Genomic DNA, 16,378 nt, shown 5'->3' with positions numbered 1-16,378 from the left:
TGTCAAAAGTTACGCTGAGTGCATGCCAGCTTTTAAGGCGCTACAAGCGAATTAAATGTTATTTTTTAAGCAAAAATTCACATTTTCTTACGCTCAAAGCTTGGAATGTTTGTTAATCGCGCTATATTCGATAAGAATAAGAACAGGAGAAAATAGCATGGTTCAGCAAATCGATGCGCCACTGCGTGAGGATGTCCGCTTACTTGGTAATTTGTTAGGTGAAACCCTAAAACAACATGCAGGACAAGAACTGTTTAATCAGATCGAGCAAATCCGTGCTCTTGCCAAAGGTGCACGTGATGGTCAAGCTGAAGCCGAAAAGCAATTAGAACAATTATTTTTAGAACTGCCCGATGAAGAGCTATTACCTCTCACCCGCGCTTTTTCTCACTTCCTCAATTTTGCCAATATTGCCGAGCAATATCATGTGGTCCGTAGCCGCAGACAGGCAGAATTTGATTCGGATGCAAACTCTCCGAATCCGCTTGTTCACTTATTTCAAAAATTTAAAGATAAAAGTATTTCAACAGAAAAACTGTTCCAGCAAATTTGTGATCTTAAGATTGAGTTAGTACTTACAGCGCACCCAACTGAAGTGAGTCGTCGTACCCTGATTCAAAAATACGATGATATTAACGCTTGCCTCTCACAGCTTGATCAGCAAAAACTTACCCCACGCGAACGCCAAAATGCACTTGCGAATTTAAAGCAACAAATTAGTTCAGCTTGGCAAACAGATGAAATTAGACAGCACCGTCCGACTCCAGTCGATGAAGCAAAATGGGGATTTGCCACTATTGAGCAAACACTTTGGAATGCTGTACCTAAATTCATTCGTGAGTTAAATGAATTAGTTCAAGAAAACTGCCAACTCAATTTACCACTTAATATTGCACCAGTTCGCTTCGCATCTTGGATGGGCGGAGACCGAGATGGTAACCCAAATGTTACCCATCAGATTACCCAAGAAGTACTCTGGTTATCACGCTGGCAAGCTGCCGATCTCTATTTAAGAGATATCGAAAACTTACGTTGGGAACTTTCAATCCAGACTTGTTCTGAAGAAATGATTCAAGCAATTGGTAGCCAACATGCAGAACCTTATCGTGAATATTTACGTGCAACACGCGAGCGTTTAAAAGCAACTCGCCACTGGTTAGCTCAACGCTTGCAAGGCTTAGAAGCAGACGACAGCAATGTCATTAAAAGCAAAGATGAGCTTTTACAACCACTATTGCTGTGCTACCGCTCTTTAATCGACAGTAACCTGCCTGAAATTGCGAATGGTCAGCTTCTCGACTTCATCTATCGTGTGAACTGTTTTGGTATTGAACTACTTAAACTCGACATTCGCCAAGAATCAGGCCGTCATCGCCAAGCGATTTCAGCAATTACTGAATATTTAGGTTTAGGTAATTTTGAATCATGGACTGAACAAGCGCGCCAAAACTTCCTCATTCAGGAATTACAAAGTAAACGCCCGCTTTTACCGAAATATATTAATGAACCTGAGGGCAGTTTAATTGGTCATCCAGATGTCCAAGAAGTATTTGCAACCATGCGCACTTTGGCAGACCAACCGCCTGAATCCTTAGGGGCATATATTATTTCGATGGCTGAATATCCAAGTGATGTTTTAGCTGTGTTGTTATTGCAAAAAGAAGCAGGTATTCAACATCCTTTACGTGTGGTGCCTCTGTTTGAAACTTTAAAAGATTTAGATGGCGCTGCAACTACCATGAATACGCTGTTCAATATGCATTGGTACAAACAGCACATTCAGGGTAAACACGAAGTCATGATCGGCTACTCCGACTCTGCAAAAGATGCTGGTTTCATGTCTGCCAACTGGGCGCAATATCGTGCTCAAGAAGAGCTAACAGCAATTGCTCAAACACACGGCGTACAGTTGACATTATTCCATGGTCGCGGCGGTTCAATTAGCCGTGGTGGGGCACCAACCCAACAGGCTTTGTTCTCGCAACCTCCTGGTTCAATTTCTGGGGCAATCCGTGTCACAGAACAAGGTGAAATGATTCGCTTCAAATTCGGTCTAGAAGGTATTGCCATGCAAAACCTTGAGATCTATACCGCAGCAACACTTGAAGCGACCTTATTACCGCCACCAGAACCTAAAACTGAATGGCGTGAACTCATGAACCGTATGACAGATCATTCGGTGAAGGTCTACCGTCAAACAGTTCGTGAAAACCCACATTTTGTGAAGTATTTACGTACGGTTACCCCTGAACTCGAATTACAAATGTTGCCGTTAGGCTCGCGTCCTGCAAAACGTAAAGTGAGTGGTGGCATCGAGTCTTTACGTGCGATTCCGTGGGTGTTTGCATGGACTCAAATCCGTTTGATGTTACCTGCATGGCTAGGCACTGGCGCAGCTATTAATGAAGTGATTGCCGATCAGCAAAAAGCAACCCTCGATGAAATGCTCCAGCAATGGCCTTATTTCCAGACCCTCATCGATATGCTGGAAATGGTATTGTCAAAAGCCGATGCCAATATTGCGCTCTATTACGAATCACATCTGACTGAAGATGAAGATTTAAAAGTACTCGGCAACCAATTACGTCAGCGATTAAAAGATGCTGTTGAAACCCTACTCGCTTTAAAAGATGAATCAAAACTTCTGAGTAATAACGAAGTTCTTGATCAGTCTATGCAAGTTCGCAAACCGTATTTACTACCTTTACACCTTTTACAGGCTGAACTGATGAAACGCCGTCGCGATTATCTCGCTGAGCGTCAAGCAGAAAACACCCCTGTTGATCATGCGCTAATGGTGAGTATTGCAGGTATTGCTGCTGGTTTACGTAACACTGGCTAAGCTGATTTTACCGATTGTTTAACAAAGCAGTGCATTACCGATGCGCTGCTTTTTACTTACAAAGTTCCCCAGTTTTCTTAAATTTTCCCCGATTTTCTATTTTTTTAAATATTTTTTAAAAATCATAAAATTAATTTTTATAAGAAAAAAATAACTAAATACGTACATTTAGAATTTAAAAAATTATACCAATCGTTAAAAAATAATTAATTTTCACTGACATACTTCTCTCTAGAGATTAAATGCATTCTCAAGAAAGAGTATCATTGCACCAATTAAAGAATAACGAGTTTATTTTATGTCCAATTGGTTTCCAAAATGGCAGCCTTACCAAGGTGATATTGACCATCGGCCAGTCTCTACCAATGAATATCTCCCTCCAGTTCAAAGTGCTGTTTTGGGTATTCAACATGCGTTTGCCATGTTTGGAGCAACTGTTTTAGCACCATTACTCATGGGTTTTAATCCAAATCTTGCCATTTTAATGTCTGGCATCTGTACCATCCTGTTCTTCTTAATTACAGGTGGTCGCGTTCCAAGTTACTTAGGATCAAGTTTTGCCTTTATTGGTGTGGTTGCAGCTGCAACTGGACATATTACAGGTTCAGGTGCCAATCCAAATCTATCCATGGCTTTAGGTGGAATCGTAGCATGTGGTGTTTTTTATGCCATCATCGGTTTTATTGTGATGCTTACAGGTACACGGTGGATTGAAAAACTCATGCCACCTGTGGTGACTGGCGCCATTGTGATGATTATTGGTCTAAACCTTGCACCAGTGACAATTAAAGGTGTTGCAGGCCAACCATTTGAAATGTGGATGGCACTCATTACCGTACTTTGTATGGGAAGTATTGCGGTCTTTACTCGCGGCTTATTGCAACGTCTACTTTTATTGGTCGGTTTAATCTTGGCTTATGTGATTTATGCCATCACCACCAATGGGCTAGGTTTAGGTAAACCAATCGATTTTAGTCAGATCTCTCAAGCTGCGTGGTTCGGTATTCCAAGTTTTTCACACCCTACTTTTGACACCAGAGCTATGCTCATTATTGCTCCGGTTGCTCTTATTTTAGTAGCAGAAAACCTAGGGCATATTAAAGCTGTAGGTGCCATGACTGGTGAAAACCTGACTCCACAATTAGGTAAAGCATTTGTTGCAGATGGTTTGGCAACAACACTATCTGGTAGTGTCGGCGCTCCGGGCATGACTACTTACGGTGAAAACATTGGTGTGATGGCAGTCACTCGTGTGTACTCAACCATTGTTTTTGTGATCGCAGGTGTCTTTGCAATTTTCTTAGGTCTATCTCCAAAATTTGGTGCGGTAATTAGTACGATCCCAAGCGCAGTTTTAACAGGTGCATCTATTGTTGTGTTTGGTTTAATTACCATTGCCGGTGCAAAAATCTGGATTGAAAACAAAGTTGATTTTTCTAACAATAAAAACCTGATTGTTGCTTCGGTCACGATTATTTTAGGTGCTGGTAACTTTGAATTATTGTTCGGTAACTTCAATTTAGGTGGTATTGGTACAGCAACTTTTGCGGCCATTATTTTAAATTGGCTGTTTAGTTTAAAAGATAAAACCTAAATTCAAAAAGGCAGCGCAAGCTGCCTTTTTTTATTACGATTTAGTATGATGACTTTTTAGCCTTCAATACGTTCCCTGTCATGCGTTTTGATTTTTTTGATTTACAGCTGGTTCTTCATATTGTCTCTACAGGTAGTCTAACCAAAGGTGCAGACCGCTCTGCGATTTCACTTCAAGCCGCAAGCGAACGTATTAAAAAACTCGAACAATATTTCGAAACACCCTTATTTATTCGTCACACCACTGGTGTAGAGCTCACCACAGCAGGACACGCTTTTGTTGAGCATGCACGTCAACTTATGGCACAAAAAGAGCAGCTCGAACAAGAAATGCAGCGTTTTAGGCCGCCTACCACAGAGTCATTAACGCTTTGGTGTAACTCTTCTGCTCAAAGCGAATATTTGCCTCCGTTATTACCGCAATATTTGGTGCTTCATCCCGAAATGAACATTGATTTACACGAGGCAGAAAGTTCAGAAATTGTAGAGGCATTAACGCAAGGAGTTGCAAATCTTGGGCTGGTCTCAAGTTTTTTTGATACCAGACATTTGCAAACTAAGGAATTTGCTAGCGATCCATTAGTTCTAATTTGTCCTCCTACTCACAATTTAGCTCAACAACAAGAGCTGAATTTGGTAGAGGCTTTAAGTTATGGTTTTATTGGTCTTAAACCCCATCATTCATTGCAACAGTCCATCGAAACTCAAGCTAAGCTATTAGGCTTTAACATACAGTACCGTTTGCGCTTACCTAATTTTGGGGCGATTGCTGAGGTAGTCGCCAAAGGTGTCGGAATTGCGATTATGCCGGCTCGCGCTGCCCAGCGTTTGCAATCAGACTATGACTTTCATTCCATTCAACTGCTAGGTGCTTGGGCAAATCGTAAACTGCTTTTGGCTACACAAAATTTCAATCAGCTCCCTAATAGTTATAAACAATTTTCAGATTTTTTATTGCAACATCGCCCTTAAAAATTGGCTTAATGCAAAATCATATAAAGCCCTAATGACACCAAACCTATAAAAAAGATACGACGAAATAACTGCTCATTTAACCGATAACGGATTTTTTTACCTAACCACATTCCAACGAGCGCCGCCAACAATGCAGCGAAAGATAAACGATAATCCAATGTCATTCCCGACATCGGGTTGTGGTGTAAAAAGACTGCAAGACAAATGGTAGAGACAGTAAACGTTAGTCCTAAAGCCTGAACCAACTCATCACGCTTTAAATGTAAAGATTGCAAATAAGGAACGATTGGAATAATAATGACACCAGTTGCTACAGTCACTGCCCCGCCGATATATCCAATAATCGGTGATAGCCAACGTTCATGCTTCCCTAAGTGTGGAAGTTTCTTCACACACAGACCATAGAGTCCATATAAGGCTAACATACAGCCCAATAAAATTTCACTACTATGCCCATGACTTTGACTTAAAGTAGGTAAAAAGCTCCATATTGAACCCACCACAATGCCTACAAGCAACGTCCAGAAACGACGAATAAAAGCCCAGACATGTCCTTCAGCAAAAAGTTGCCAGACATTAGTGACCATTGAAGGAACTATCAGAAGAGAAGCTGCCTGAAAAGGACTCATTGCGATGGTGAGTAAGCCCATCGATACCGCAGGCAATCCTAAACCAATCATGCCTTTAATCATGCCAGCGAAGGCAAAGACCACCATAATAATTGCTAAAAAAGTCACTGTTTATCTCCGATTCCTTAAAGGATATGCTACGGAAAAAACAGGTATTGCCCTATTCTTGTTTTTAGAAGTAGGCCTCAATTAAAAGTTGAGGCTGTTTTATATTTCTCTTCTAATACATTACTAAAAATACTTTCGATCATCCATACACGATACAAGCTATTAAATACGTAGCTCTGACCATCAATACGCAGCTCTAAAACTGGCAAATCAGGCTGATGCTTGTCTTTGCAAAGTGCATCATTCTGCGCCAAAACAGATTGCACATCTTGGTCGGTTAGCTGCTCAATCCCAAGTTGTTGCTGTAACTGTTGGAAATGTTTTAAAAAAGATAAATCTTTTCCTTTTGTCCAAACTGCCTGCAATATCGTAAAAATTGTATCGATTTGCTGATTCTCTTGCACACTATAGAAAAGCTTTGCCATCTCTAATGTGCTTTCCTCAGTAGGGCGACAAAATGGCGTAAAGGCCACACCTGTTCGTTTAGAAACACGTGTCGCCAAACTCCAGTCAAACCAGTCTCGACCTTGATAACTTAAAGGGTAAACTTTTAGTTGAATATCATAATAATCAGCCAGCTCTTCCTTAATATAGGCAAGTAACAGCCAACTCATTGGATCTTCTAAAGCAATATAGATATCAAGCTCAGGATGAAGGGTCTGAATCTCGGTAAGTGCTTCAGCATCATTAATCAAATGTTCACGCCATTCGATATGATTAATTAAAAAAATTGGATTGCCCGTCAGTAACTTTTGCTGCTTCAGACGACGAGTTAAACGTAATAAATCATCTACTGCGTGATATTTACGTCCGCCAAATTCAAAGTAAGCCGCAGGTACAGGCTCATCCGTAAAAATACGTTCTGAAAAATGTTGAGGAAGCTGATGTTTAACTGCCATGGCATGTAAAGTACGCAACTTTCCATATTGTTGCTGCCAAAGCATGTGGAAAATATCTTCTAGTAAATGGAAGAAATTCTGACCTTGTAATGGGGTTCTTTTTAATATGACTGCCGCTTGTTTTAAAGATTCTGGGCTTGGGATTTCTGGAAATTCATCAAAACCGAAACGATGTTGTTTGGCTAATATCTTGGCATCATTTAGACAATAATTCTGCCACTCTTCATGCGACATACTGTTTGGAGGTTCAGAAGCCGTATGCGAAATAATAATTTTTAAAGGCTTAAGTTCATCACTTAAAATTTCATCTAGCTGAGACAATTGCTGAACAGCCAAATAGCTATACACATCATCAAGTCGTAAATAAATACTTAAACCATTTTCCGTGGGTAACACCGCTTGACGAGAAGGCTTTTGGTAAAACCAGCTCGATCGAATAGGGTCAAACCAACGGCGTAGCAGTGACATGAGTTGTGCCTCTAAAAAATAAATCCTAAGCGAGATCAAAGATTGTTTTGATCATAATGCAAGGTAAAACAGTAGTCGAGATTGAAATATAACTACCTTAGTTTACGCAGAAAATAAGTCATGTTTTTAGCAAGTTTCTACGTAGGTGAAGATTTTATCACCATTTTATGGCAAACCCATAGAATGATCTAAAAACACCTTTTTCTACAAGCTGATTTTTTTTACCAGACATGAAAAATGCACCCTTAACATGATAGCAATTCATCGTGTTAAAGGGTGCATGATTCCTAATCAATTATTAAAATTGAATATTTTATAGAACGCGTACAGCTCCTTTCGCTGCACTTGTTGTATGCATTGCATAAACTTTTAACGCTTTTGATACTTTACGTTTACGTTCTTCTATCGGATGCCAGCCTTTCGCTTCTTGCACTGTACGGCGATGCGCCATAGTTGCATCATCAACGTTTAAGTGAATGGTACGGTTTGGAATATCGATTTCAATGGTATCGCCATCTTCAACCAAACCAATTGCACCACCTTCAGCTGCTTCTGGTGAAACGTGACCAATCGAAAGACCTGATGAACCACCAGAGAAACGACCATCTGTTACCAATGCACAGTCTTTTCCTAAACCTTTCGATTTAAGATAGCTAGTTGGGTACAGCATTTCTTGCATGCCTGGACCACCACGTGGACCTTCATAACGAATCACAACAACATCACCAGCTTTAATGTCATGACCCAAAATTGCATCTACAGCTGCATCTTGGCTTTCAAATACACGTGCTGTGCCTGTAAATTTCAAGATTGATTCATCAACGCCTGCAGTTTTCACGATACAACCATCAAGCGCGATGTTGCCGTATAGAACAGCTAAACCACCATCTTTAGAGAATGCATGTTCTGCATTACGGATAACGCCTTTTTCACGGTCGCCATCTAACGTTGAATAATAGCGATTTTGCGAGAATGCAACTTGAGTTGGAACACCACCTGGTGATGAACGATAGAATTCATAAACGTCTGCATCTTCAGTACGAATAATATCCCACTTATCCAACGCATCTTTTAAAGTTTTCTCGTGTACAGTCGGTACAGATACATCAAGCAACTTCGCGCGATCAAGTTCGCCCAAAATAGCCATAATACCGCCAGCACGATGAACATCTTCCATATGAACGTCTTGTTTTGCAGGTGCTACTTTCGACAATACAGGAACTCGACGTGATAACTCATCAATATCGTCCATTGTAAAATCAACTTCTGCTTCACTTGCCGCAGCCAATAAATGCAGAACGGTATTAGTTGAACCACCCATTGCAATATCAAGGGTCATCGCATTTTTAAATGCAGCCTTGGTTGCAATCGAACGAGGTAAAATGCTTGCATCTTCTTGTTCGTAATAGCGCTTAGCCAATTCAACAATAAGTTGGCCTGCTTTTAAGAATAGTTTCTTACGGTTTGCATGTGTCGCAACAATCGAACCATTACCCGGTAAAGATAAACCTAAAGCTTCGGTTAAACAGTTCATTGAGTTTGCAGTGAACATACCTGAACATGAACCACATGTTGGACATGCTGAACGTTCAAATTCTTCAACTTCTTCGTCTGTATAACTTTCATCAGCCGCAACAACCATTGCATCAACAAGGTCAATCGCTTTTTCATTACCGCGGAACTTAACCTTACCAGCTTCCATTGGTCCGCCAGACACGAAAACAACAGGAATATTCAGGCGCATCGCAGCCATGAGCATTCCCGGAGTAATTTTGTCACAGTTAGAAATACATACCATTGCATCAGCACAATGTGCATTCACCATATATTCAACTGAGTCAGCAATCAAATCACGTGATGGTAATGAATAAAGCATGCCGTCATGCCCCATTGCGATCCCGTCATCTACTGCGATCGTATTGAACTCTTTAGCAACACCACCTGCTGCCTGAATTTCTGCTGCAACAAGCTGCCCTAGATCTTTAAGATGTACATGGCCCGGCACAAATTGGGTAAATGAGTTGACCACCGCAATAATCGGTTTGCCGAAATCCTCATCTTTCATTCCTGTTGCACGCCATAAGCCACGTGCGCCAGCCATATTTCTTCCGTGTGTAGATGTTTTTGAACGATAGTCAGGCATTAGTGTTTCCAACAAGTTGTGCTTGAGCGGAATTTTCCCGCTCTGGCGGATGATACTGATATAGCGTTAGATCAGTCGGAATATTGACTCATCATCATAATTTGATCATTCTCCATTCTATAGAAGCAAATAATATTCTGAAAGCCAAGAACAGTAATAGACAGTCAATATTTAGCAAAACTTACATGAATAATTTTTTATTTTTTCATAACCTTTTTTTATCAATAAAAGTTTTTCAATAATTTTTTGTTCACTATTTAAAAACTAAAATGCTCAATCGCCATGAGTTTAGGGCTTCAATCGTTTTTCACGTATACTACGCCTAAACTCTTTTTGGATTGCATTTGTGAAAATTATTTTTGCTGGCACCCCCGAATTTGCTGCAACAGCATTGGCGGCTTTATTAAAAACTTCCCATGAAATTATCGCGGTTTATACTCAGCCAGATCGTAAATCGGGTCGTGGACAAAAACTAACGCCATCTCCCGTAAAACAACTTGCACTTGAGCATAATATCCCTGTTTATCAACCTCTTCACTTCAAAGCTTCAACCGAAGAAGGTTTAGCAGCTCAACAAGAACTTGCAGCTTTAGGCGCAGATGTGATGGTGGTTGCAGCCTATGGTTTAATTCTTCCACAAACTGTGCTCGATACACCTAAATATGGTTGTTTAAATATTCACGGTTCATTATTACCACGCTGGCGTGGAGCAGCACCAATTCAACGTGCGATTGCAACAGGTGATGACGAAACTGGTATCACCATCATGCAAATGGCTGCTGGTTTAGATACAGGCGATATGATGTATAAAACATACTGCCCAATCACTGCCGAAGATACCTCAGCGACTTTGCATGACAAACTCGCAGCTCAAGGTGCAACAGCAATTTGTACGGTACTTGAGTCAGAAGAAACACTACAAAAATATTTGGCAGAACGCGAAGTTCAAGACGAAAGCTTAACGGTCTATGCTCATAAACTCGTAAAGTCAGAAGCTCGTATTGACTGGTCAATTGATGCTGTTCAAGTTGACCGAAATATTCGTGCATTCAACCCTTGGCCAGTTGCTTTTGTTCAACTTGATGAAAATAATGCTCTACGTGTCTGGAACTCTTTAGTATCTAGCCAAAGCAAAGCGAATGCTCAAGCTGGTGAAATTATTGCAATCGATAAACAAGGTGTGCACGTTGCTTGCGGTGAAAATACATTTATTTGTCTGACTAGCGTGCAGTGGCCGGGTGGTAAAGCATTAAACGCTCAACAAATTGCACAAACTCAAAAACTTCAAGTAGGACAAATTTTTCCATGAGTCAGGTTACCTCAAATTCGTCACGTTTTAACCTGCGTGCTCAAGTCGTCCAGACATTATTAAAAGTTCAGCAAGGCCAATCACTCGCTAGTATTTTAAATACACAGCTGAATCAGGTCGCAGAGCGTGATCGCCCTTTGTTTCACGAACTTGTTTTAGGTACATTGCGCCAATGGTTTGCTCTTAAATCAATTAGCCTACCTCTACTCAGCAAGCCTTTAAATAATGAGACAGTAGAAACCTGTCTTTATGTTGGTCTTTATCAAGTTTTATGCACGCGTATTGCAGCGCATGCCGCTATTTCAGAAACAGTAGATGCAACCAAACAACTTGGTTTCCCTGCACTCAGTGGTATTGTGAATGCAATTTTACGCCGAGCTACTCGTGAGACTGATGACTTTCAGCAAGGCTTACAGCAGGCGCATGGCTTACCAAGCTGGCTTTTCAAACGCTTAAAAAAGGATTGGGGTGAACAAACGGAATCTCTCTGCCAATCTTTGAAGCAAGTCGCGCCTTTAACCTTAAGGGTGAACCAACGTCATATTGGCCGCGATGCTTATTTAGCAAAACTACAAAGTTTAGATATTCAGGCACGTGCTTGTACTTTGTCTGGGGCAGGTATTGTTCTTGAACAGTCTGTACAAATTACTCAACTACCTAGTTTTGAACAAGGTTGGTTTTCTGTACAAGATGAACACGCTCAGCTTTGCGCAACATTATTGCCAGATTTGAACGATAAAATAGTAGTTGATGCGTGTGCTGCCCCAGGTGGTAAAACTGCTCATTTACTTGAAAAATTTAAACCTGCTCAGCTCATTGCGATTGATCAGGACCCAAGCCGTTTAGTGCGTGTAACTGAGAACTTAAATCGCTTAGCACTTGATCAAAGTCATACAGAGATTTTGGCAGCCGATGCAACCCAATGGGTACCTGCACAACCAGTAGATTGTATTGTGCTCGATGCACCTTGCTCTGCTACAGGGGTTATTCGTCGTCATCCTGACATACGCCTATTACGCCAATCTAGTGATATAGCTCAAACCATTGAGCTACAAAAGCAGATCTTGGACCACATGTGGCAACAACTCAAAGTTGGCGGTACATTGCTTTACATCACCTGTTCAATTTTAAAAGCTGAAAATGAACAGCAGATGATGAAATTTTTTGCTGAAAATCCAAATGCAAAAGAGATTAAAATTGATGCTGATTGGGGAATCAAGCAAGCTCATGGTCGCCAATTACTGCCACAAGCGCAGTCTGGTGATGGATTTTATTATTGTAAAATTCAGAAAATTGCATAAAAAAAGCAGGCTTAAAGCCTGCTTTTTTTACTCGATCAGCATTAAAGTGTGTGGTGATCTTTTACTTCTTCTAAAACATCATCTAACTCTTCAGGATGTTTTGTTAAATGTATGATGGATAAAGCTAATCCACCCCATACAAACACCATTGAAATTACCATCATTACGATTGCCGAAGTATTCATTATTCTATTCTCCTAGCGATCTTTCATTTTACTTAACACGATAGCAACAACTGCACAGAAAATCACACTGCCCCAGCCGAATATACCTTGTAAGCTCATACTATAAGTATCATAGCCATTTTTGATCAAATTAAATACGGTCATACTGAGCGTAGTTAACAAGATTAAAGAAGTGATCACAGTTAAAGTGAAATCCCACCCCTTACCCAAATGAATAGTTGAAATACTGTTGATATGATCACGCAATTTAACCAAAGCGGAACGATTAAACCAAACAATACAAATAATCGATATGAAGGCACCACCCACAATACCAATATTGTTGATAAAGTGGTCAACTATATCTACTAATTTAATTGCATTTACACTTGAGAATAGAATAATTGATACAAGTGCACTACCACCACCAATAATAGTTACAGCCTTCTTACGCTCCCACTTCAACTTGTCTTGCATTGCTGCAATAGGTACTTCCAAAATACTCACCATTGAAGAAATACCAGCAACAAATAATGAAGAGAAGAATAAAAGACCAAATAAATCAGCACTTTCCCCTAAACTTGAAATGATTTTCGGGAATGCAATAAATGCTAGACCAATACCGCCACTCACGACATCTTTAACTTCAGTACCTGCCGCATGTGCCATAAAGCCTAAAGCAGCAAAGATACCAATACCTGCTAAAATCTCTGTTGATGCATTTGCAAAACCAACAACAAGACCAGAACCTGTTAAATTCGTTTTCGGTTTTAAATAAGATGCATAAGTCACCATAATCCCGAAACCAACAGAGAGAGAGAAGAAAGTATGGCCATAAGCCGCTAACCAAACTTTATAATCCATCATTGCTGACCAGTTCGGCGTAAAGAAAGCATTTAAGCCTTGAACCGCGCCCGGTAAACGTAATGATTGAATCACTAAAATAGTGAAGAGAATGAATAATAAAGGCATGAAAATCTTATTTGATAATTCCACACCTTTTTTCACACCACCATAAAGAATGATTAAAGTAAGTGCCCAAATCCCAACAATCGGCCAGAATAAATGGCCTACAAACTGTAAATCAAAACCAGTTGCTTTTGTGGTCTGCAAATAGGTATTAAAGAAGAAACCTTCTGGATCACTTCCCCACATTTGGCCAATAGAGAAGTAAACATAACTACCAGCCCAAGTGAGTACACTTGCATAGTACAAACCAATAATAATACAGACACAAACCTGCCACCAACCTAATGTTTCTCCGCCTTTAAATAGGGCACGATAAGCTTTAGGAGGTGAACCAGTACTACGATGTCCTACCGCATAATCTAAAAATAGTAACGGTAAACCAGCAGTAATGAGTGCCAATAGATAGGGAATAAGAAACGCACCACCACCATTTTCATAAGCAACGTATGGAAAGCGCCAGATATTACCTAAGCCTACAGCCGAACCAACGGCTGCAATAATAAAACCAGATCGTGACGTCCAGTTTTCACGAGAATCTGTCATAGAACACCTAATGTTAAAAGATTACTTATTTTTACTGCTATTGTTGATTGTTATTCCGCATGCAAAAAAAGAACCAAAAAATACTTTTGTGTTTGTAGAAAATAAAAAGCACCTTTTGAGTATTTTTATTCCCTTAACAAACAAGCAAAAATAGAAAATTCTTCCTTAAAGATTTTTGTCCATTTTTTGCCCCTATATAGCTGAACAATACCTGTTTTTATTTCTTTTTACTGTAATTTCCGTCAGAAATTTTACGAATTTTCTGAGTTTTTTTCACAATTGGTTATTTTTCAGCTAATATTTACGTTCTACTACTTGTAGATCAAAATTATTATTTAATGCAATTTTATTGCAAGCCCTGAAAATACTTATTTAATTACTCAACTTATCCACTAATTTATTTTTAACTCCCTAGTTATCAATTAAAATTTAATAAGTCCGATACGATTGACAAAATTTATACTAAATTTTCTAAAAGATTAAATTCATTTAAATTAAATAGAAAATATTAATTATTTGAAATAAATAAACTTTTTTAAGGATTAAAAATTTACTCATATCACACATCTCAGATCCTTATTTTTTATCAATGCATCTGTAGCAAGATATCTATATCATGCGCTCCAAGATTTCTTTTATGTGGATGTAAAAATGAAAATATTAAAAATATCTTTATTAACGCTCGGGATGGGCTTAAGTGGCTTTGCTCAAGCAGACTTCGTAGGAGTAAAAGGCGACGTAGGTTACTGGTTCTATGACGGTAAAGCGAATATGTCTTCTCAATCACCTGAAGATCAAGATTTAGATCAAAAAGGTAGTGCTCAAATCTCATTAGCAGTAGAACACCCAATTCCATTTATTCCAAATGCAAAAATTCGTTATGTAAATTTAGATACCGAAACTAAATCAGAAACTTTAGGTCAAGCCAATTATAAAGTTGATTTAGATCATAGCGATTTTATCCTCTACTACGAGTTACTAGATAATATAGTAAGTGTAGATGCTGGTCTTGGTGCAACTGTATTAAATGGTGATATTACTGCATACACAGGTAAGCGCGTGGATATTGATAAAACATATCCTATTGCTTATTTATCAGGTGAAGTAAAACTACCGTTTACAGGCTTAAGTGCTAAAGGTGAAGCAACTTATACAAACTTTGATGATGCACGAATTACAGATGCACTGGCAGAAGTAAAATATAAATTTGCAGATAACCTACTCATTGATCTTGGTCTAACAGCAGGTTATCGCGTACTTAATATCGATTTAGATGACTACGATAACAATGACCTTAAATTTGAGTTTAAAGGCCCATATGTAGGCTTGGAAGCACATTTCTAAATCAGAAGAATTTCAGAAATAAAAAAGAACTCTATATGAGTTCTTTTTTATTTAAATCATATCTACATAACCTAAATATTCTCGAATTCTTTGACACCAAGCTTGAATATTTGGATATAGCTCCAAATCAAAACCACCTTCCTCCGCGACATGCGTGTATGCATACAAAGCAATATCAGCAATTGTTAATTGATCTCCAACAAGATAGTCGTGATCTACTAGAGCTTTATCCATAATAGATAGTGCTTTATGGCCTTTTGGCTGTAAATTATGGTATTCCTCTATTCTTTCTGGTGGTAACCCTAAATATTTATTAATAAAACGAGCAACTGCAATAAATGGTTCATGGCTATACTGCTCAAAAAACATCCATTGGTACATTTTGGCTTTAATAAAAGAATCTGTAGGAATAAATTTTGTTCCCTCAGCTAAGTAACCTAAAATAGCATTCGATTCACTCAAAACACGACCATCTTCTAGAACTAATACAGGTATTTTTCCATTAGGATTTAACGACAAAAAATCAGCTGTTTGAGTTTCTTTGTTTAAAATATCAACATGTATCCATTTATGATTAATTTTTAATAAGGAAAGTAATAGTTTTATCTTATAACAGTTACCCGAACCGACATCACCATAAATTATCATAGATGCTCTTCCCTTATTATGCCTACTTAATAGATTAATTTTCTTATTATTTATAGCACAGCTCTTCCTTACTATTTTATATTTATTCCCTACAAATATATTTTTCTCACGCAAAAAGCAACACCCCCATTCATAGGAATGGGGGTGTTTAGAATAATGAGCTGGCGATGACTTACTCTCACATGGGTAACCCCACACTACCATCAGCGCTAAGAGGTTTCACTTCTGAGTTCGGGAAGGGATCAGGTGGTTCACTCTTGCTATGGTCGCCAGCACAACTGGTATGGATACTTGCTTCGTTTTATTCACTGTGTGACACGTTGCGTTTTCCAAATCTTTACAGATGGGCTGATTGGATCTGATTTTGTTGTTCATTTTAACTAAGCATTCAACTAAATCAAGTTGCTTTGCATGTTTATGAATCGATTGATGCTCAACTTCTT

General features: G+C 39.1%; 12 protein-coding genes and 1 rRNA gene. 6 read left to right on the top strand and 7 right to left on the bottom strand.

The window, feature by feature from the left end; genetic code table 11:
- The first annotated feature begins 157 nt into the window (after positions 1–157).
- The 3 genes from ppc to HJG58_RS03415 all read left to right on the top strand — a co-directional run bounded on the left by ppc (position 158) and on the right by HJG58_RS03415 (position 5,407).
- Positions 158–2,842, top strand: coding sequence for a phosphoenolpyruvate carboxylase (ppc, locus tag HJG58_RS03425; protein WP_170247941.1), 2,685 nt, complete (start codon positions 158–160; stop codon positions 2,840–2,842).
- A gap of 298 nt (positions 2,843–3,140) precedes the next feature.
- On the top strand, positions 3,141–4,436 hold the full coding sequence (locus tag HJG58_RS03420) for a solute carrier family 23 protein (RefSeq protein ID WP_170247940.1): 1,296 nt from the start codon (positions 3,141–3,143) through the stop codon (positions 4,434–4,436).
- Between the two features lie 80 nt (positions 4,437–4,516).
- Positions 4,517–5,407: a LysR family transcriptional regulator gene (locus HJG58_RS03415; RefSeq protein ID WP_170247939.1), complete on the top strand. Its 891-nt coding sequence runs from the start codon at positions 4,517–4,519 to the stop codon at positions 5,405–5,407.
- An 8-nt stretch (positions 5,408–5,415) separates the two neighbouring features.
- On the opposite strand, the gene HJG58_RS03410 is transcribed toward HJG58_RS03415, so the two are convergent.
- The 3 genes from HJG58_RS03410 to ilvD form a co-directional block, all read right to left on the bottom strand.
- On the bottom strand, positions 5,416–6,147 hold the full coding sequence (locus HJG58_RS03410; protein WP_238516904.1) for a sulfite exporter TauE/SafE family protein: 732 nt from the start codon (positions 6,145–6,147) through the stop codon (positions 5,416–5,418).
- Between the two features lie 77 nt (positions 6,148–6,224).
- A complete protein-coding gene (locus HJG58_RS03405; RefSeq protein ID WP_032007455.1) occupies positions 6,225–7,514 on the bottom strand; it encodes a hypothetical protein in 1,290 nt (429 codons plus the stop codon).
- A gap of 313 nt (positions 7,515–7,827) precedes the next feature.
- The gene (gene ilvD / locus HJG58_RS03400; RefSeq protein WP_170247938.1) at positions 7,828–9,657 is read right to left on the bottom strand and encodes a dihydroxy-acid dehydratase; all 1,830 of its coding nucleotides are present in this window, start codon (positions 9,655–9,657) and stop codon (positions 7,828–7,830) included.
- A gap of 346 nt (positions 9,658–10,003) precedes the next feature.
- Here ilvD and fmt point away from each other — a divergent pair, with 346 nt between their 5' ends.
- Together fmt and rsmB are read left to right on the top strand one after the other, a co-directional pair.
- Positions 10,004–10,966 carry a methionyl-tRNA formyltransferase gene (gene fmt / locus HJG58_RS03395; protein WP_170247937.1) on the top strand — a complete coding sequence of 321 codons (963 nt, stop codon included), beginning with the start codon at positions 10,004–10,006 and terminating at the stop codon, positions 10,964–10,966.
- On the top strand, positions 10,963–12,267 hold the full coding sequence (gene rsmB, locus HJG58_RS03390) for a 16S rRNA (cytosine(967)-C(5))-methyltransferase RsmB (RefSeq protein ID WP_170247936.1): 1,305 nt from the start codon (positions 10,963–10,965) through the stop codon (positions 12,265–12,267). Before fmt ends, rsmB begins: the two co-directional genes overlap by 4 nt.
- 41 nt (positions 12,268–12,308) lie before the next feature.
- On the opposite strand, the gene HJG58_RS03385 is transcribed toward rsmB, so the two are convergent.
- Both HJG58_RS03385 and HJG58_RS03380 read right to left on the bottom strand, forming a co-directional pair.
- A complete protein-coding gene (locus HJG58_RS03385; RefSeq protein ID WP_170247935.1) occupies positions 12,309–12,452 on the bottom strand; it encodes a methionine/alanine import family NSS transporter small subunit in 144 nt (47 codons plus the stop codon).
- 12 nt (positions 12,453–12,464) lie between these two features.
- Positions 12,465–13,943 (bottom strand): sodium-dependent transporter, encoded by a 1,479-nt coding sequence (locus tag HJG58_RS03380; protein WP_170247934.1) that lies wholly within the window; start codon positions 13,941–13,943, stop codon positions 12,465–12,467.
- A 639-nt stretch (positions 13,944–14,582) separates the two neighbouring features.
- On the opposite strand from HJG58_RS03380, the gene HJG58_RS03375 reads away from it, so the two are divergent.
- Positions 14,583–15,287: a TIGR04219 family outer membrane beta-barrel protein gene (locus tag HJG58_RS03375; RefSeq protein ID WP_079381041.1), complete on the top strand. Its 705-nt coding sequence runs from the start codon at positions 14,583–14,585 to the stop codon at positions 15,285–15,287.
- A gap of 51 nt (positions 15,288–15,338) precedes the next feature.
- On the opposite strand, the gene HJG58_RS03370 is transcribed toward HJG58_RS03375, so the two are convergent.
- Both HJG58_RS03370 and rrf read right to left on the bottom strand, forming a co-directional pair.
- Positions 15,339–15,935 carry a glutathione S-transferase family protein gene (locus HJG58_RS03370; RefSeq protein ID WP_069036671.1) on the bottom strand — a complete coding sequence of 199 codons (597 nt, stop codon included), beginning with the start codon at positions 15,933–15,935 and terminating at the stop codon, positions 15,339–15,341.
- 159 nt (positions 15,936–16,094) lie between these two features.
- A 5S ribosomal RNA gene (gene rrf / locus HJG58_RS03365) occupies positions 16,095–16,209 on the bottom strand.
- Positions 16,210–16,378: the final 169 nt, after the last annotated feature.

The organism is Acinetobacter geminorum (genome assembly GCF_013009345.1).
In the GTDB taxonomy this organism is placed as follows: domain Bacteria; phylum Pseudomonadota; class Gammaproteobacteria; order Pseudomonadales; family Moraxellaceae; genus Acinetobacter; species Acinetobacter geminorum.
Note: the sequence above shows the minus strand (reverse complement) of the source record. Positions and strands in the feature narration are given on the sequence as shown.